Raw genomic sequence first — 18,190 nt, 5'->3', positions numbered from 1 at the left:
CGGCCGGAGGGAGTGTGAAAAGCTGTTACCGACGGGTACCCAAAGCGGGCGGCGCGGCATACTCTCGGCCTCATGACGGACTCGCAGGCCCCCACCGCCCCCGCAGCCTCCGGCACCGGTACCAACCCGGTGGCCCCCACCCCGGCCGGCGTACGGACCGCCGCCGATGTGGTCACCCCCGAGGTGGTCGCCCGGCTGGTCCGCGGAGTCGTCGGGTCGGGGCGTACGGCCAACCACTCGCCGTTCACCGGGCAGAAGCTGGCGGACCTCCCCGAGTCCACGCCCGAGGACGTCGAGACCGCCTTCGAGCGCGCCCGCGCCGCCCAGCCCGTCTGGGCCGCCACCCCCGTCCGGGCCAGGGCCGCGGTGCTGCTCCGCTTCCACGACCTGGTCCTGAGCCGCCAGTCCGAGGTCCTCGACCTCATCCAGCTGGAGACCGGCAAGGCCCGGCTGCACGCCCACGAGGAGGTGCAGGCCGTCGCGGTCGCCGCCCGGCACTACGGGCGGCGGGCCGCCGCCTACCTGAAGCCCAAGCGGCACACCGGTGTCGTACCGGCCCTCACCAAGGTCACCGAACTGCGCCAGCCGCGCGGGGTCGTCGGCCAGATCGCCCCCTGGAACTACCCGCTGGAGCTCTCCGTCGGCGACGCGCTGCCCGCCTTCGTCTCCGGCAACGCCGTCGTGATGAAGCCCGACACGGAGACCGCGCTGACCGCGCTCTGGGCCCGTGACCTGCTGATCGAGGCCGGGCTGCCCGCCGAGGTGTTCCAGGTGGTGCTCGGTGAGGGCCCCGTCGTCGGCCCCGAGGTCGTCGCCCGCGCCGACTACGTCTCCTTCACCGGCTCCACCCGTACCGGCCGTGACGTCGCCCAGCGCGCCGCCGCCCGCCTGGTCGGCGTCTCGCTGGAGCTCGGCGGCAAGAACCCGATGCTGGTCCTGGCCGACGCCGACGTGGAGAAGGCCGCCGCGGGCGCCGTCCGGGCCTGCTTCTCCTCCGCCGGGCAGCTCTGCATCTCCATCGAGCGGCTCTACGTCCACGAGTCCGTCGCGGACGCCTTCGTGGAGCGCTTCGCCGCGCGCACCAGGGCGATGCGCCTCGGCAGCTCCCTCGCCTACGGCGCCGACATGGGCTCCCTGGTCGGCGAGCGGCAGCTGGAGACCGTCAGCCGTCATGTCGCCGAGGCCGTCGAGAAGGGCGCCACCCTGGTCGCCGGCGGAGTCGCCCGCCCCGACATCGGCCCGCTCTTCTACGAGCCGACGATCCTCGACCACGTCCAGGAACCGATGGCCGTCTGCACCCAGGAGACCTTCGGGCCCGTCGTCTCCCTCTACCGCTTCACCGACGAGGACGAGGCGGTCGCCCTCGCCAACGCCACCCCGTACGGCCTCAACGCCAGCGTCTGGACCAGGGACTCCCGGCGCGGCCACCGGATCGCGGCCCGGCTGCGGGCCGGCACCGTCAACATCAACGAGGGGTACGCACCCGCGTACGGCAGCGTCCAGTCCCCGATGGGCGGGATGAAGGACTCCGGTCTCGGACGCCGGCACGGTTCCGAGGGCATCCTCAAGTACACCGAGGCCCAGACCGTCGCCCAGCAGCGGCTGATCCCGCTCGCCCCGGCGTTCGGGATGGACGACGAGAAGTACGCGGCCTTCATGAGCCGCAGCCTCAAGGCGATGAAGGCCTTCCGGCTCCGCTGAGCGCACGGGGCCCCCGCCCCGCGCCTTCCGCCCGTCCCCCTCCGCTTCCTTCCGTCCTTCCCGTACCGAGGAGAGCCATGTCCCAGGACAGCCCTGCCCAGAAACAGGCCGCACCGGTCACCGCGGCGGACGACGCGGCGTACGACTACGACGTGCTCGTCGTCGGCTCGGGCTTCGGCGGGGCGGTCTCGGCCCTCCGGCTCAGCGAGAAGGGGTACCGGGTCGGGGTCCTGGAGGCGGGCCGCCGCTTCACCCGCGAGACCCTCCCGAAGAACTCCTGGGACATCAAGAACTACCTGTGGGCACCGGCGCTGGGCCTCTTCGGGATCCAGCGGGTCCATCTGCTCGGCAAGGTCATGGTGCTGGCCGGCGCGGGCGTCGGCGGCGGCTCCCTCAACTACGCCAACACGCTGTACGTGCCCCCCGCGGCCTTCTTCGAGGACCGGCAGTGGGCGTCGATCACCGACTGGCAGGACGAGCTGGCCCCCTACTACGACCAGGCGAAGCGGATGCTCGGCGTCCGGCTCAACCCGACCATGACCCCCGCCGACGTCCACCTCAAGGCGGCCGCCGAGGCCATGGGCGTCGGCGACACCTTCCACTTCGCCCCGGTCGGCGTCTTCTTCGGCGACGGCCAGGACGCCGAGGGCACCGCGCGGGCGAAGCCGGGGACGGAGGTCGCCGACCCGTACTTCGGCGGCGCGGGACCCGCCCGCCGGGCCTGCACCGAGTGCGGCGAGTGCATGACCGGATGCCGCCACGGCGCGAAGAACACCCTCAACGAGAACTACCTCCACCTGGCCCAGAAGGCCGGGGCCGTCATCCGCCCGATGACCACCGTCGTCGGCGTCACCGACCACCCCGACGGCGGCTACCGGGTGTCGACCGTGCCCACGCACCGCCGCAGGGCGAGGCCCACCGTGCTGCGTGCCCGGAAGGTGGTCGTGGCGGCCGGCACCTACGGCACCCAGACCCTGCTGCACACCATGAAGGACCAGGGACACCTGCCCCGCCTCTCGGCGCGGCTCGGCGAGCTGACCCGGACCAACTCCGAGGGGCTGGTGGGGGCGCAGACCAGCGACCGCCGCTACCGCAGGAAGCACGGCACCGCCAAGGCCGACTTCACCAAGGGCGTCGCCATCACCTCCTCGGTCCACCCCGACGAGAACACCCACATCGAACCGGTGCGCTACGGCAAGGGATCCAACTCCATGGGTGCCCTCACGGTCCTCCAGGTCCCGTACAGCACCCACCGGGTACGGGCCTGGCTCGGCAACGTGGCCCGGCACCCGTGGCTCGCCGCCCGCTCGCTGTCCAACCTGCGCTGGTCGGAGCGGACCATCATCGGGCTCGTCATGCAGTCGCTGGACAACTCCCTGACCGCGTACCGCAAGCCGAAGGGCATCGGCAAGGGGCTGCTCACGGCGCGGCAGGGGCACGGTGCGCCCAACCCGACGCAGATAGCGGAGGCGACCCTGGGCGCCACCCTGCTCGCCGAGGAGATCAACGGCTTCGCCGGCTCGAACATAGGCGAGCTGATGGGCACCCCGCTCACCGCGCACTTCCTCGGCGGCTGCCCGATCGGCGCGAACCCCGGGGAAGGCGTCATCGACCCCTACCACCGGGTGTACGGCCACCCCGGCATCTCCGTCGTCGACGGTTCCGCCGTCTCCGCCAACCTCGGCGTCAACCCGTCGCTGACCATCACCGCGCAGGCCGAGCGGGCGATGTCCTTCTGGCCCAACAAGGGCGAGGAGGACCCCCGGCCGGCCCAGGGCGAGGCGTACGAACGGCTGCCCGCCGTCGAACCGCAGGCACCCGCGGTACCGGAGAAGGCGTTCGGGGCGCTGAAACTGCCGTTCCTGGGGATGCCCGCCGTACCGCCGAAGGCCGCCACCGCCGAGAGGACCGGACCCGCAAGGGGCGACGTGGTCGGCGCCGCCGACAGCTGAGGCGACCGGCCGCCTTCTCCCGTGGGCCGCCCTTGCCCCTTCCCTGAGCCGCCCCGTTCCTCCCGCGGGCCGCCCCGCCGGCCCGGGCCGGCGGGGCGGCACTGTGCTCAATCCGTGATCTTGCATCGCGCAACTGTTCGGGCCGCTGTGTGGTCGAACCCGTACTGCCTCGTCGCAGTCACAGCCGTCACACAGCACCTGTCGATCCACAGAGGTTCGCGATGACACGCATTTCCCCGAGAACCGCGCTGCGCCGTACCGCCGGGAGCTTCGCCGCCGCCGGACTGCTGGCGGCGGGCTCCCTCGCCGTGGGCGCACCGGCATACGCGGCCGACCCCGTCTTCACCCTGGGCGGAAGCGCGGACACCGCGCTGCACCCCTACCCGGAGAGCGGTTCCCCGCAGAAGAACGCCCTCTCCTTCACCGTCCACAACCCGAGCACCGACGAGGAGAACGGCACCTTCCAGGGCGAGGTGACCTACACCCTCGACCTGAGCGGGATCCAGGGCGTCGCGGTCCTCTCCCCGGCGGAGGACACCGCCACCGACTGCGAGATCACGGGCACCACGGCCGTCTGCCACGACTACGGCATCTGGCCCGGCCTCAGCACCGCCGCCGAATTCGGCCTCTCCGCCGCGAAGGGCAGCAAGGAAGGCGCCACCGGCACCATCGAGGTGACCGGATCCGCGGAAGGCGCCGCCTTCACCCCGTTCACCACGAAGGTCACCGTCGGCGGCCCCGACCTGGTCATGAAGCCGCTGCCCTTCAAGACGGAGCTGAAGCCCGGCGACGCGCAGCCCGCCCCGATCACCTTCTCCAACCAGGGCACCACCGCCGCCGACGGCGTCCTGCTCACCCTGCACTACTCACGCGGCCTGGACATCCCCGAGCGCTACTCCAACTGCGAGTACCTCGAGAACACGGGCGAGCCCCCGTTCCAGGACTACGCCTGGGCCACCGCGCTCTGCGCCGTCGAGGGCACCTACGAGCCGGGCGCCACCTACACCCTGGGCGTACCGCTCTCCGTCGAGGCCACCGAGCGCGCGCTCATCGACTCCTTCGTCTACCGCATCAACGAGGACAGCCCCGCCGAGCGCTCCGCGCAGCGGGGCGGCGCCGCCTTCACCCGCGGTACCGGCCCCCAGCTGACCCTGAAGAAGGCCACCGCCTCCGCCCGGGGCGCGGACCTCGACCCCTGGAACAACCAGCAGGAGGTCGACTTCCGGACGGAGAACACCGCGGACTTCGCCGCGACCGGCGACCGTGCCGAGGGCAAGGCCGGCGACACCGTCACCGCGAAGCTGGGCTACCGCAACGACGGCCCGGCCTGGGTCGGCCACATCCGCTCCGGGGAGAGCGTGGCCGGACTCGACTTCACCGTCCCCGAGGGCGCCCAGGTCACCGGCAAGCCGGAGAACTGCCGGGGCGTGACCGCCGAGGGCAAGTACCGCGAGGAGCAGCTCGGCGCGCCCCGCTACCTCTGCCCCTCCTCCATGACCGTGAACGACAAGGCGGAGGTCTCCCTGCCGTTCGAGCTGAAGATCACCGAGGAGATCGCGAACGCCAAGGGCAAGGTCACCATCGGCAGCGGCTGGGTCATGGACCCCGAGCTGGCCTTCGACCCCGAGCCGGCCAACAACACCGCGTACCTCGTGCTGAACGGTGACGACCAGGGCGCCGGGTCGGCCTCCGGTGGCGACGGGGACGGCGGATCAGCCGAGGGCTCCACCGGCGGTTCCACGAGCGGTTCCACCAGCGGCACACCGAGCGGCTCCCCGGGCGAGGGCGGCACGTCCACGTCGGGCTCCACCGGCACGGCCGGATCCGGCTCCTCCGGCGGCGGCCTGGCCTCCACCGGCTCCACCGCGCTGATGGCCTCAGGGGCGGCGGCCGTCGCCCTGGCCGCGGGCGGAGTGCTCTACGCGGTCACCCGGCGCCGCGCCCGGCTCGGCTGACCCGGGACCCTCGCACCGGCACGCGGCCCCGGGCCCGTACGGGTTCGAGGGCGGCCGGTCCCGGGCGTCCCCGGGGCCGGCCGCACATGCGTGACCGGGCTGCTGTCCCCTGCCGACCGGTCACACGCGCCGGAACGCGGTCCCACGACGTACCTGCGGTACGTCACACGTCCCGGCGGAGCCACGCGTGGTTCCCTCTCGCTGCCGCACCTGGCTGACACGGACACCCGGACCAACGAAGCGGTGGAGGGCGGGTCACGCGCCGTACGGGTGAGACCGGGCCCGAACGCGGGTGCGGGCCGTACAGCCTCCGGTCCGCGGGGCGCCCGTACAGCCTCCGGTCCGCGGGGCGCCCGTACAGCCTCCGGTCCGGGGCGCGCTCGTCCCGCCGGCCCGGGCGGACGCCCCGGAGCCGGTTCCCCGCCCGTCACACCCGGCCGCGGCAGAGCTCCAGCAGGGTCATGGCGAGCGCGGTGCCGGGCTTGCCCAGGGCGTCGCTGTAGTGGCCGAGGACCTCCATCTCGCGGGCGAGGTTCACCCGGCGCCCGCCGGAGGTGATCCTCGCCTCCTGGATGACGGCGGAGACGGCCATGCGTTCCTGGACCAGGCCGATGATCCGGTCGTCCAGGGCGTCGATACGGCCCCTGGCGTCCCCGATCAGCGAGACGGCCTCGTCGGTGCGCGCGCCGGTCCACTCGGCGGCGGACTTCGCCGCGGCGGTCTTCACGGTGGTGGCGGACTCCACGGCGGCGGCCTTCGAGGCGCCGGTCTTCACGGCGGTGGCGGTGGCGGCGGTGCTGGTCATCGGTGACTCCCGGTGGTCGGGGCCCCGGACCACGGTCCCGTCACGCCGAGGCGCCCCGGGCCAGTGGCCCGGGGCGCCTTGGAAAGTTGCTCGTCAGTTGCTCAAGCAGCACGACCATGGCAGCCGGCGGGCCGGGTGCCATAGGTAAAGACGAAGGTCGTGTGCTGACGCATGGCGGCAAGTATGGCCCCCTTGCGGCGCCGGGTCCACGCGGGGCCCGGATGGTGAGACGGGCGTCCGGCCGGGGAAATCCGTGAGGCCGGTAGAATCGGAAGTACACACCCCTCTCCACCGCCGGAAGGCCGCTCCCGTGCCAGCAGCACCCCCCGCCGCCCCCGACAGCACCACCGACGTGGTTCTCGTAGTCGACTTCGGCGCGCAGTACGCCCAGCTCATCGCCCGCCGTGTCCGTGAGGCGCGGGTCTACAGCGAGATCGTGCCGTCCACCATGCCGGTGGCCGAGATGCTGGCGAAGAACCCGCGGGCGATCATCCTCTCCGGCGGCCCGTCCTCGGTCTACGCGGAGGGCGCGCCCAGCCTCGACCGTTCCCTGTTCGAGGCCGGCGTCCCGGTCTTCGGCATGTGCTACGGCTTCCAGCTGATGGCCACCACGCTCGGCGGCACCGTCGACGACAACGGTGCCCGCGAGTACGGCCGCACCCCGCTCACCGTCTCCAAGGCCGGCTCCACCCTCTTCGAGGGCACGCCCACCGAGCAGTCGGTGTGGATGTCGCACGGCGACGCCTGCTCCGCCGCCCCGGAGGGCTTCACCGTCACCGCGTCCACGGACGTCGTGCCGGTCGCCGCCTTCGAGAACGACGAGAAGAAGCTGTACGGCGTCCAGTACCACCCGGAGGTCATGCACTCGACCCACGGCCAGCAGGTCCTGGAGCACTTCCTCTACCGCGGTGCCGGCATCGAGCCGACCTGGACCACGACCAACGTCGTGGAGGAGCAGGTCGCCCTGATCCGCGAGCAGGTCGGCACCAAGCGCGCCATCTGCGGTCTCTCCGGCGGTGTGGACTCCGCGGTCGCCGCGGCCCTCGTGCAGAAGGCCATCGGCTCCCAGCTCACCTGCGTCTACGTCGACCACGGTCTGATGCGCAAGGGCGAGACCGAGCAGGTCGAGAAGGACTTCGTGGCCGCCACGGGGGTCAAGCTCAAGGTCGTCGACGCCGAGAAGCGCTTCCTCGACGCGCTCGCCGGGGTCTCCGACCCGGAGCAGAAGCGGAAGATCATCGGCCGGGAGTTCATCCGGGTCTTCGAGCAGGCCCAGGCGGAGATCGTCGCCGAGGCGGCGGAGGGCGAGGACGTCGCCTTCCTCGTCCAGGGCACCCTCTACCCCGACGTGGTGGAGTCCGGCGGCGGCACCGGCACCGCCAACATCAAGTCCCACCACAACGTGGGCGGCCTCCCCGAGGACATCGAGTTCCAGCTCGTCGAGCCGCTGCGCCAGCTGTTCAAGGACGAGGTCCGGATGGTCGGCCAGGAGCTCGGCCTCCCGGAGGAGATCGTCCAGCGCCAGCCGTTCCCCGGCCCCGGCCTCGGTATCCGTATCGTCGGCGAGGTCACCAAGGAGCGGCTCGACCTGCTCCGTGAGGCCGACGCCATCGCCCGCGAGGAGCTGACCGCGGCCGGTCTGGACCGCGACATCTGGCAGTGCCCGGTGGTCCTGCTCGCCGACGTCCGCAGCGTCGGCGTCCAGGGCGACGGCCGGACCTACGGCCACCCGATCGTGCTGCGCCCGGTCTCCTCCGAGGACGCGATGACGGCCGACTGGTCGCGCCTGCCGTACGAGACGCTGGCGAAGATCTCGACCCGTATCACCAACGAGGTCGCCGACGTCAACCGTGTGGTGCTCGACGTGACGAGCAAGCCGCCGGGGACCATCGAGTGGGAGTGATCTCCCGTCCGGCCCGCTGAGGCCGGTGCCACTGCCGTCGCTCATCCGTCCGAGCGGCGGCAGTGCCGTATCCGTTGGGCCGCAGCGGAAGTCCCCCAGGGGACGCCCGGCCTCGTCCGCCTCACCACCCGGCAATCGCACATGTGTACAGGGGGTTCCCGGTGGCCGCCCCGGTGCTGCCGGGGCCCGCCACGTACGGCACAATTCGCAGCAATAACAAGTGAGTTGTTTGTGCGGGGTGGGAAAGGGCGGCGTTCTCCGTGGCGTTGGACGAGGCGAGGGTGAACAGCCCGCACGCCGGGGGCTGTACATGCGGCGACTGCCCGCACGGAGCGCGTGCGGGACATCGGCGGGCCGTCGCGGCCTTCCTCGCCCGCCGGGACGAACTCGCGGCCGGCAAGGGGCTGCCCGCCCAGGTCGCCCGGTCCGTGTCGGCCTCCCGGCAGTGGGTGTCCGACGAGCTGACCGAGTCGGCCCGTACCGTCGCCGAACGCGGCCGTGAGGCCGGTGACGCCTGGCTGCACACCGTCCGCCGGCGCACCCTGATCGCCGTGTGGGGCGGCCTCGCGCTGCTGGCCGTCGGCGAGGCGCTCACCGCCGTCGGCGCCGGCTGGTCCACCGCCCGCACGGCGGGGCTGGCCGCCGGCCTGGTCACGGCGGGCCTGCTCAGCGCCGCCGCCCATGTCCACCGGGCCCGCGGGGGGATCCTCGCCCCGCTGATCGGCGAGGACAACCGGCTCTCCACCTCGCGTACGGTCGCCGCATCCTGGGTGCTGCTCGCCGTCTTCGCCGTACTCGTCCTCGCCCTGCAGCTGGCCGGTGCCTCCGGCCACGCGGACCGGGACGCCCTGATCGAGGGGCTGGACCTGGTCCGGTCGGCCGGTGTGCTCACGGTCCTCGCCCTGGTGTGCGCGGTCGCCGTCGTCGTACGCCGGGTGGTGGCCGTACGGGTGCTGGGGCGGCGGCTGCAGAAGCTGCGGGCCGTCCGGCCGCGCGCCGCCGACCTGTTCACCGACGACTCCGGGCGCGGCAGCTTCACCGATGTGCAGTACGTGCTGGTCTCCACCGTCGCCGTGCTGTTCGCCGCGGTCCGGCTGGCCCGCCGCCCGGAGCAGCTGCCGGACCTGCCGTGGGGTCTGGCGCTCCTGGTGGCGGTGTCCGCGGCGACGTACTTCGCGGGGAAGTACACGGAGGGCGGCCGTCCGGTGGTCCTCTCCGTCGTCCGGACCCGGGAGGCCGGGGACCTGGACGCCCCGATCCGCACCGGCGACGACATCGAGATCCGCGGTGCCGGTTTCGTCCCGCCCGGCGCGGGGACGCCGGACCGGCTGGCCGAGGTCGTCGTCCGGATCGGCCGGGTGCACGTCCATGTGCCGCTGATCCCGGTCACCGGCGGCTTCGCCAATCCCTCCGACACGGTCCTCACCGTCCCCGTCCCCGTCGAGGTCGAACCGGGCACGGTGGACGTCCAGGTGATCACCGCGGCGGGGGTGGAGACCGAGCCCCGCTCGATCGACGTCACGGACTGAGCCGCGCACACGGACCGAACCGCACACCTGGTGGGCCGAGCCGCCCCGGCATACGTATGGTTTTGTTGAAAAACCAACGGAAGGCGGGCAGTGATGCGGACATACGGCGGCGGCGCTTACGGGCTGCGGGAGCGTGAAGGGATCCGGGACCGGGCACGGCAGTACGCGCTGCTGCCCCTGCGGATCTTCCTCGGGGCCACCTTCGTGTACGCGGGCCTCGACAAGCTGACGGACGGCGCTTTCCTGTCGGCGGCCGGCCCCGGTTCGATCGGTGAGCAGATGGCCGCCGTCCGCGACAGCGCCGCGATCCCGGGCCTGGTGGACCTCGGGCTGAAGAGCCCCGAGGGCTTCGGCTACGCCCTCGCGATCGGGGAGCTCCTCGTCGGCCTCGGCACCCTGGCGGGACTGTGGGCCCGGGTCGCGGCGCTGGGCGGTGCGCTGATCTCGCTGAGCCTGTGGCTGACGGTGAGCTGGCAGATCTCGCCCTACTACTACGGCAACGACCTGATCTACCTCATGGCCTGGCTGCCGCTGGTACTCGCGGGTGCCTCCTGCTGGTCGCTGGACGCCCTGACCGGACGGCGGCGCCGGCCGCGGACCTGAGGACCGGTTCCGGGACCGCGGACCGGCCGCCGGTGGCTCACTCGAAGACGATCCCGGCCTCCCGTGCCAGGCTCAGGGCCAGTTCCATCGATCCCGGGCCCTGCACCACGGCGCCTCGCAGCGAGGCCGCGCCGCCGACGTCGGTGAGGGTGCAGTTCTCGAAGCGCACGCTCCCCGGGACCAGGTGTGCGAACTGGGCGCCGGTGAGGTCGCAGTTGACGAAGCGGACGTTGTGCATCTGTGACCGCTGGAAGTCCGCACCGCGCATCGTGACGTCCTCGAAGGCGACACCACGGAACGTGCACTCCCGGAAGAGCGCGTGGTCGGCCTTGCCGCCTTCGAAGCGCACATCGCGGAAGGCGGAGGCGTTCCAGGACGAACCGGTGATGCGGCTGCCCGACACGGTGCAGCGGATCAGGGACACGTCGTGGGCCTTGAGTTCGGCGAAGTCGCAGGTACCGAGGACGGAGTCGGAGATCTGGCTCTGCCGCACCGCGGCCCCGGTGAAGCGGACGCCCTCGAACCGGCATGCCTCGGCCTCGAACGCCTCGGCGTGCACACCGGCGAACGAACAGCCCGTGTAGGCGACGCGTTTGACGGTCGCGTCGTCCTCCAGGGCGTCCCGCCACAGCTCGGCCGGTTCGAGGCGGGACGGCAGACGAGGGGCGGCGGGGTTCTTGACCGGTCCGCCCTGACGCATGACCCGAGACATCCGCACCGCTCCTTCTCCGCCTGTCCCCGGGCATCAGGCCGAGGGAAGTGGTGCAGCCTAGCAGCGCGGGCACACAGCGGCGCGGAGGCGCAGCGGCGCCGGGGCCGGGGGCGGAGGCACCGCGGCGCCGGAGGTCAGGGGGCGGGAGCGGAACGGCCGGACGGCCGCTCCTTCGGCCCCGGCCGGCCGGCCTCCCTGCGACGGCGCAACCGGTAACTCAGCCAGGTCACCGCGGCCGCCAGTCCGAGCCCCCCGAGGAACAGCGGGAGGAAGAACGTCCAGGGGACGCTCCAGGTGCCGGCCGCGTCCGCGGCGTAACCGCCGGCCACGGCCAGCATGACGATGCCGACGACCGCGCGGCCGGGACGGAACTCATGACGCAGCACGGGTGACCTCCACCTGTCCGGCCCCGACTTCCAGGCCGAGTTCGACCGTACCGGCGGGCTTGCTGTCCTCCAGCGGGCCGAAGGTCCGCCGTTCACGCAGGTTCGTGGCGAGGCGGAGCCCGTCGTGGGCCGCCTCGGTGAAGAGCCGGATGTCGCCGAACCCGGTCGTGGAGTCCACCTTCACCGTCACTCCGTTCGGTACGACGACCCGGGCGACGCCCGCCCCGACCTCGACCCGGGTGCGCAGGGTCTCGCCCTCGGGGACGGTGACCCGGGACAGGTCCAGCTCGGCCACACCCGTGCCCAGTTCGTACCGGGGCTGGACCGCGGCGACCGTCGCGGGGCGCCACTCCTCGCGGATCCAGTCGGTGCCGATCTCCTTCGGCACCGCCGACGCGCCCGCCAGCAGCCCCGCCGTGACCACCGCCAGCGTGATCGTGCCGAAGCCGGTCCGGCCGAGCACCGAGGCGACCAGCAGCCCCAGCCCGAACACCGCGAGCGCCGCCGCCAGCCCGAACTGGAGGCTGGTGCCCAGGGGATGGGTCTCCCAGCTCAGCCCGGTACCGAGTCCGCCCGCGAGCAGGGCGAGCAGGAGGACCGGCCCGCCGATCGAACGCGGGCCCCGGGTGCCGGGCGCGCTGTGCGGGACGCGGTACGGGTCGGCCACGGCGGTCCCGCGCCCGGCCGGGGCGGCCCCGCGGCCGGGCGCGGTCCGCGCGTCGGCCGGGTGGTCCGCCGGGCCCCACAGATAACCGGATCCCACCGGGCCCGTCGTGCCGTCCTTGACGATCGGGTCCCGCCACCAGGAGGGCCCGCCCGGCGTCGGCGGCGCCTTCACCTCGGGCGGCGCGCCGTGTCCCGCCGTGTAGACCGGGCCCCTGGGGCTCTGCGCCGCCGTGCCCGGGGGCGGTGCGGGGGGAACCGTCCGGCGGTGCTGGGACCACACCAGGAAACCGGCGACCGCCACCGACAGCATCCCGGCGAACGCCAGCATCCCGCCGTTGTGCAGCATCGACAGCAGCAGCCCGCAGCCCGCCAGCGCGAACAGCAGGGCGATCAGGGACGCCCCCTCGACCCGGCCGGAGAGCAGTCCGCGCGCCTCGTTCTCCTCCTCGCCCTCCAACGGGATCAGGAGCCACGCGAAGCCGTAGAAGATCAGGCCGATGCCTCCGGTGACCGCGAGGACACCGAGCACGATCCGGAAGATCACCGGGTCGACGTCGCAGTACCGGCCGAGCCCGCCGCACACCCCGGCCACCACCTTCTGCCGCGGACTGCGCCGCAACGGGGGTGGCTGCTCGGACTCCGGCACGGCACCGGGAGCGGTGTCCTGGGGAACGGTCATGGCTCCATGGTGACGGCCCGTACCCCTTGCCGGGAGCCACGGCGACCCTGGTCGGTCCCTGATATCGGCCCCTGGGGGCGGCACACCGGATCCGGCCGGATCAGGGTCCGCTCCGGGCCGGACCCTGATGTGTCCTCGGGCCCGGACGTGTGACGATCGGTGCATGCCAGCCGCCACGACCCGAGCCCCGAGCGCCCATGCCCCGGACCCGGCCGACCAGCCGCCGCGCAAGCTGTACCGCAGTGCCGACGCCCGGATGCTGGGCGGTGTCGCGCGCGGACTCGCCGGACACCTGGGGCTGCCGGTGGTCTGGGTCAGGTTCCTGTTCCTCGGGCTGTTCATGGCGGACGGCCTGGGCGCCCCGCTCTACGCGGTGTTCTGGATCGTCGTACCGCTGGGGGTGGGCGGGGTCGAGGCGCCCCGGTCCGTCTTCGAGACCGCCCCGGACGGCAGACGGCGGCTCCGCAAGCCCGACCGGGGGCAGGTCTTCGCCCTGGTCGCGCTGCTCGTCGGCGCGATGGTCTTCGTCGGCAACGTGGACATGGGCAGTGGCGCCGACCGCTACATCTGGCCGACCCTGCTGATCGGCGCCGGGTCGGTGCTGGTCTGGCGCCAGGCGGACAACGCGCGCCGCGCCCGCTGGATCGAGGTCGGCCGCCGCCGCCGGCTGCTGCACCTGGCCAGGGCCCTGGCCGGGGTGGCCCTCGTCGGCCTGGGGCTCGCCGTGTTCATGGTCGTACGCGGTTCGGCGGCCCAGCTCGGCAACGTACTGACCGCGGCGATCGCCGTACTCACCGGTGTCGCGCTGCTGGCCGGCCCCTATCTGGTCCGGATGACCCAGGACCTCTCCGAGGAACGCCTGATGCGCATCCGCGCCCAGGAACGCGCCGAGGTCGCCGCCCACGTCCACGACTCCGTCCTGCACACTCTCACCCTGATCCAGCGCAACGCCGACGACGGCGGGGAGGTACGCAGACTGGCCCGCGCCCAGGAACGCGAACTGCGCAACTGGCTGTACAACCCGGAGGGCACCGGCAAGGACGAGGACGAGGAGCCCGGGACGCTGGCCGAGGCGGTGAAGCGCGCGGCCGCCGAGGTCGAGGACAAGCACGGGGTCCCGCTGGAGGTCGTGGTCGTCGGCGACTGCCCGCTCGACGAGAAGCTGGCGGCACAGATGCAGGCCGCGCGTGAGGCCATGGTCAACGCCGCCAAGTACGGTGGCGAGGGCGGCGCCGTCCAGGTCTACGCCGAGGTGGAGGGGAACACGGTCTTCGTCTCCGTACGGGACCGGGGGCCCGGTTTCGACCTCGACGCGGTCCCGGACGACAGGATGGGCGTACGCGAGTCGATCATCGGCCGGATGCAGCGCAACGGCGGTACGGCGCGGCTGCGTCCGGTGCCCGGTGGGGGCACGGAAGTCGAGCTGGAGATGGAGAGGGCGGGTCAATGACCGAGAACACCGAAGCGGCCGGGGGGCCGGAGCGCCGGGTACGGGTCGTGCTCGTCGACGACCACCGGATGTTCCGCACCGGCGTCCAGGCGGAGATCGGACGGACCGAGGAGACCGGTGTCGAGGTCGTCGGTGAGGCGGCCGACGTCGACCAGGCGGTCACCGTGATCACGGCGACCCGCCCCGAGGTCGTCCTCCTCGACGTGCACCTGCCGGGCGGTGGCGGTGTCGAGGTGCTGCGGCGGTGCGCCGCGATGATGGGAGCGGTCGAGAACCCGGTGCGCTTCCTGGCCCTGTCCGTGTCGGACGCCGCCGAGGACGTCATCGGTGTCATCCGGGGCGGTGCCCGCGGTTACGTCACCAAGACGATCACCGGGGCCGACCTGATCGACTCGGTCTTCCGGGTCCAGGAGGGCGACGCGGTGTTCTCGCCGCGGCTGGCCGGCTTCGTGCTCGACGCCTTCGCCTCCACCGACGCGCCTCCGGTCGACGAGGACCTGGACCGGCTCACCCAGCGGGAGCGCGAGGTGCTGCGGCTGATCGCACGCGGGTACGCGTACAAGGAGATCGCCAAGCAGCTCTTCATCTCGGTGAAGACGGTCGAGTCGCACGTCTCGGCGGTGCTGCGCAAACTGCAGCTCTCCAACCGGCACGAACTGACCCGGTGGGCGACGGCGCGCCGGCTGGTCTGACCCGGCACGGGAGCGGGTGATGCGGCAGCCGACCGGCACGGGGGCCGGGTGATGCGGCAGCCGGTCGGCACGGGAGCCGGGTGATGCGGCAGCCGGTCGGCACGGGGGCCGGCCGGCGTGGGGTCTATGCCACCCGGGTCGCTCCCGCGAAAGGCATTTCGTCGACCGGCGCGACCCGGACCGGCGCACCCGGCCGCGGGGCGTGGATCATCTGGCCGCCGCCGATGTAGAGCCCGACGTGCGTGACCCCTGGATAGAAGAACACCAGGTCGCCCGGAGCGAGTTCGGAGCGTGAGACACGCCGGCCCGCGTTGATCTGGGTGTACGTGGTGCGGGGCAGGGAGACGCCGGCGGCGCGCCAGGCGGCCTGGGTCAGCCCGGAGCAGTCGAAGGAGGAGGGGCCGGTGGCACCCCAGACGTACGGCTTGCCGAGCGCCCCGTACGCGAAGTCGACGGCCTGGGCGGCCCGGGGGTTGGGGGCCACGACGGCGGAGCGCGGGGCGCCCCGGTCGGCGCGGGTGCCGCCGTGCGCGGCGTCGGCCCCGCGCTCGTAGGCCGCGCGCTGCTCGGCGGTCAGGGTGGCCAGCAGCCGCTGGGCCTCGGCGAGTCCGGCGCGGACCGCGTCCTTCTGCTTCTTCAGCTCGGCACGCCGGGCCGTGAGGTTCTCCAGTTCGTCCTCGGCCCTGGCGCGCAGCTGCGCGATGTCGCTCATCTGTCTGCGTACGCCGTTGAGCGCCGCGGCCCGGCGGTCGGCCGCCCGGTCCACGTAGGAGGCGCGTGCGAGGTACTGGTCCGGGTCGGAGGAGAGCGCCAGCTGGACGGCTGGATCGATGCCGCCGGTGCGGTACTGGGCGGTCGCGAAGGCGCCGAGGGCGTCGCGGGCGGCGTTGAGGCGCTCGGTCCTGCGGGCGGCCTCGTCACGCAGCGCGTCGAGGGACTTCTCGGAGGCGGCGACCTCCTCCTTGGCGCCGTTGTACTTCTCGGTGGCGGCCTCGGCCTCGTGGTAGAGCCGGTCCACCTTGGCCTTGACCTGGGCCTGGGTGAGCTGGGGCTCGGCCTGGGCGGCGCCTTCGAGGGCGGTGGCGGTCGCCGCTCCGGCGATGGCGAGGGAGGCGGCGGTGCGGGCGGCGGAGCCGGTGAACAGGCGCTGCCTGGGCTTGCGGTGAGCGGACGTGCGCTGGGCGGCCACGGGGGCGGGGGTCCTTCCGTTCGACTGCCCGTCGCAGGTACCGGCGGGCCGCCCGCCGGGTTCCGGCGGTATCTGGGAGGGACGCTAAGCCCGGAAGGCAGAGAAGGGCCGTAATGACGTTTATTTGCCCTGTTGTGACGTTTCGGTTGCGGCTTGTGACTGGGAAAGCCAAGCGGAGTCCGGCAATCCGTTCCGTGTGCGGACGGACTCGTAGGTAAGTCGTACCTGGCCGGAAGGGGGCCGAGGGCGGTGGCTAGGCTGCGGCCATGGACGTACTCATCAATGTCTTCGTGGCGCTGCACGTCATCGGTATCGCCTCCCTGCTGGGCGGATTCCTGACCCAGATGAAGGCCATGGGGGCCGGGACGGCGCGCTTCGTGCCGGCCATGCTGCACGGCGCGCTCACCATGCTCGTCACGGGTGTGGCGCTGGTCGGCATACACGAGGCCCAGGACCACACCGTGAACCACGTGAAGATCGGCATCAAGCTGCTGATCCTGCTGGTCATCCTGGTGCTCGTCTATGTGAAGAGGGACGACGAGAAGGCCGGCAAGGGCGCGTTCGCGGCGGTCGGCGGACTCACCGTCGCCAACATCTTCATCGCCACGCTCTGGACCTGATCCAGGGCGGGAGAGCGGGAAGGGGGGCGGACCGGGAGGTCCGCCCCCCTTCCGTGTGCCCGCGGGCGCCCGGGGGCGGGGGCGGGTCAGGCCGGGCGCACGCTGCCGTGGACCGGCATGGAGTAGATCGACTCCTCACGGACGTTCGCACCGGGCTTCGGCGCGTGGATCATCATGCCGTCGCCCTTGTAGACGCCCACGTGGCTGATGTCGTCGTAGAAGAAGACCAGGTCGCCCGGCAGGAGGTCCTCGGTGGCCACCCGGGTGCCGGCCTCGACCTGGTCCCAGGTGGTCCGGGGCAGGTCGACACCGGCCGCCTTCCACGCGGCCTGGGTGAGCCCGGAGCAGTCGTACGAGGAAGGGCCCGTCGCCCCCCAGACGTACGGCTTGCCGATCTGGGCGGCGGCGAACGCCAGGGCCTTCTCGGCCTTCGCCGCGTAGCCGGAACCCGCGCCCGAGCCGGTGTCCGAGCCGGTGTCCGGTTCCGTGCCGCCGCCGGTCCCGGAGCCGGCCTCCTCCTTCGCGGCCTCCTGCCGGGCGGCGCGCTCGGCCTCCGCGGCGGCCTGCCGGCGCGCGAGCTCCTCGGCCTTCCGCTCGGCCTCCGCCTTCTTCTCGCGTTCCAGCTCGGCCAGGCGCGCCTTCTCCTCGGCGGTCAGCTCCGAGAGCAGGGCGCGCGCCTCGGACAGCTTCTCCCGCACCTGCTGCTTGCCGGCGCGCAGGCCGGCCTGTGCCTCGGTGAGCTCCTGAAGGCTCTTCGTCGCCTCGACCCGCTTCGCGGCCGCCTCTCTCTGCTGCGCCCGGAAGTCCTCGACCGCCTTCTGCTGCTGGCTGGTCATGCGGGCCATCAGCCGCTCCTGGTCGAAGAACGACTGCGGGTCGTCCGCCAGGAGGAAGGTCGCCGTCGGCGACAGCGTGCCGCTGCGGTACTGGGCCGCGGCGTACCGGCCCAGTTCGCGGCGGGTCTCGTTGAGCTTGTCGGCCCGTACGGCCGCGGCCTCCAGCAGTGCGTCCACCTCGGCCCGCTGCTCCGCGGTGTCGGTCTTCGCCCGGTTGTACTCCTGGGTCGCGGTGCCCGCCTGGCGGTAGAGGTCGTCGACCTTCTCGCGTACCTCCTCGATGCTGGGCTTCGGCTCCGCCGGGGCGGCCGTCGCGTTCTGCGTGGAGAGCAGGGTGACGGAGGCGAGCGCCGCCGTGGTGAAGCCGACGGCGGGGGTGGTGCGCACACGGGTGCGCGGCTTGCGATGCGAGGCCAAGGCCGGCATCTCCTTCCGTGGACCGCTCTACCGGGTCGGCGACGGGGCCCAGGCCGTTCGGGCGCTGGGAGGGTCCGGGCGGAACGGAAGGCTGC

Annotated in this window: 15 protein-coding genes; 9 read left to right on the top strand and 6 right to left on the bottom strand. The window is 72.8% G+C overall.

All coding sequences use genetic code 11. The features are described from left to right. Positions 1 to 72: 72 nt before the first annotated feature. From CP967_RS12940 to CP967_RS12930, 3 genes are all read left to right on the top strand, one after another. Entirely contained in the window at positions 73 to 1,701 is a 1,629-nt protein-coding gene (locus CP967_RS12940) for a succinic semialdehyde dehydrogenase (RefSeq protein WP_150488142.1), read from the top strand. 77 nt (positions 1,702 to 1,778) lie between these two features. Beyond that, positions 1,779 to 3,653: a GMC oxidoreductase gene (locus CP967_RS12935; RefSeq protein WP_150488141.1), complete on the top strand. Its 1,875-nt coding sequence runs from the start codon at positions 1,779 to 1,781 to the stop codon at positions 3,651 to 3,653. 221 nt (positions 3,654 to 3,874) lie between these two features. Beyond that, a complete protein-coding gene (locus CP967_RS12930) occupies positions 3,875 to 5,608 on the top strand; it encodes a peptidase (RefSeq protein WP_150488140.1) in 1,734 nt (577 codons plus the stop codon). Between the two features lie 427 nt (positions 5,609 to 6,035). Here CP967_RS12930 and CP967_RS12925 read toward each other — a convergent pair whose 3' ends face one another. Further along, complete coding sequence (locus CP967_RS12925) at positions 6,036 to 6,413, bottom strand: chorismate mutase (protein ID WP_150488139.1); 378 nt, start codon at positions 6,411 to 6,413, stop codon at positions 6,036 to 6,038. Positions 6,414 to 6,723: 310 nt separating this feature from the next. On the opposite strand from CP967_RS12925, the gene guaA reads away from it, so the two are divergent. From guaA to CP967_RS12910, 3 genes are all read left to right on the top strand, one after another. Continuing rightward, a complete protein-coding gene (gene guaA, locus CP967_RS12920; RefSeq protein ID WP_150488138.1) occupies positions 6,724 to 8,316 on the top strand; it encodes a glutamine-hydrolyzing GMP synthase in 1,593 nt (530 codons plus the stop codon). A 260-nt stretch (positions 8,317 to 8,576) separates the two neighbouring features. Next, positions 8,577 to 9,845, top strand: coding sequence for a hypothetical protein (locus CP967_RS12915; RefSeq protein WP_150488137.1), 1,269 nt, complete (start codon positions 8,577 to 8,579; stop codon positions 9,843 to 9,845). A gap of 93 nt (positions 9,846 to 9,938) precedes the next feature. After that, positions 9,939 to 10,448 carry a DoxX family protein gene (locus CP967_RS12910; RefSeq protein WP_150488136.1) on the top strand — a complete coding sequence of 170 codons (510 nt, stop codon included), beginning with the start codon at positions 9,939 to 9,941 and terminating at the stop codon, positions 10,446 to 10,448. Positions 10,449 to 10,485: 37 nt separating this feature from the next. On the opposite strand, the gene CP967_RS12905 is transcribed toward CP967_RS12910, so the two are convergent. The 3 genes from CP967_RS12905 to CP967_RS12895 all read right to left on the bottom strand — a co-directional run bounded on the left by CP967_RS12905 (position 10,486) and on the right by CP967_RS12895 (position 12,891). Continuing rightward, a complete protein-coding gene (locus tag CP967_RS12905) occupies positions 10,486 to 11,160 on the bottom strand; it encodes a pentapeptide repeat-containing protein (RefSeq protein WP_229888157.1) in 675 nt (224 codons plus the stop codon). Between the two features lie 134 nt (positions 11,161 to 11,294). Next, entirely contained in the window at positions 11,295 to 11,546 is a 252-nt protein-coding gene (locus CP967_RS12900; protein WP_150488135.1) for a hypothetical protein, read from the bottom strand. Beyond that, positions 11,533 to 12,891, bottom strand: a complete 1,359-nt coding sequence (locus CP967_RS12895; protein ID WP_150488134.1) for a PspC domain-containing protein — start codon at positions 12,889 to 12,891, stop codon at positions 11,533 to 11,535. Before CP967_RS12895 ends, CP967_RS12900 begins: the two co-directional genes overlap by 14 nt. Before the next feature lie 163 nt (positions 12,892 to 13,054). Between CP967_RS12895 and CP967_RS12890 the strand changes: the two genes are divergently transcribed. Both CP967_RS12890 and CP967_RS12885 read left to right on the top strand, forming a co-directional pair. Beyond that, positions 13,055 to 14,341 (top strand): ATP-binding protein, encoded by a 1,287-nt coding sequence (locus tag CP967_RS12890; RefSeq protein WP_150488133.1) that lies wholly within the window; start codon positions 13,055 to 13,057, stop codon positions 14,339 to 14,341. Continuing rightward, entirely contained in the window at positions 14,338 to 15,033 is a 696-nt protein-coding gene (locus tag CP967_RS12885; RefSeq protein WP_150488132.1) for a LuxR C-terminal-related transcriptional regulator, read from the top strand. The genes CP967_RS12890 and CP967_RS12885 overlap by 4 nt, the downstream gene beginning before the upstream one ends. Positions 15,034 to 15,157: 124 nt before the next feature. Here CP967_RS12885 and CP967_RS12880 read toward each other — a convergent pair whose 3' ends face one another. Then, a complete protein-coding gene (locus tag CP967_RS12880) occupies positions 15,158 to 16,222 on the bottom strand; it encodes a C40 family peptidase (RefSeq protein ID WP_150488131.1) in 1,065 nt (354 codons plus the stop codon). 266 nt (positions 16,223 to 16,488) lie between these two features. Between CP967_RS12880 and CP967_RS12875 the strand changes: the two genes are divergently transcribed. Continuing rightward, the gene (locus CP967_RS12875) at positions 16,489 to 16,842 is read left to right on the top strand and encodes a hypothetical protein (RefSeq protein ID WP_150488130.1); all 354 of its coding nucleotides are present in this window, start codon (positions 16,489 to 16,491) and stop codon (positions 16,840 to 16,842) included. An 86-nt stretch (positions 16,843 to 16,928) separates the two neighbouring features. On the opposite strand, the gene CP967_RS12870 is transcribed toward CP967_RS12875, so the two are convergent. Then, positions 16,929 to 18,104, bottom strand: a complete 1,176-nt coding sequence (locus CP967_RS12870) for a C40 family peptidase (protein ID WP_150488129.1) — start codon at positions 18,102 to 18,104, stop codon at positions 16,929 to 16,931. Positions 18,105 to 18,190 lie beyond the last annotated feature (86 nt).

The organism is Streptomyces nitrosporeus, assembly GCF_008704555.1.
Taxonomy (GTDB): Bacteria; Actinomycetota; Actinomycetes; order Streptomycetales; family Streptomycetaceae; genus Streptomyces; species Streptomyces nitrosporeus.
The sequence above is the reverse complement of the archived record's forward strand: the minus strand, read 5'-3'. Positions and strand labels throughout refer to the sequence as shown.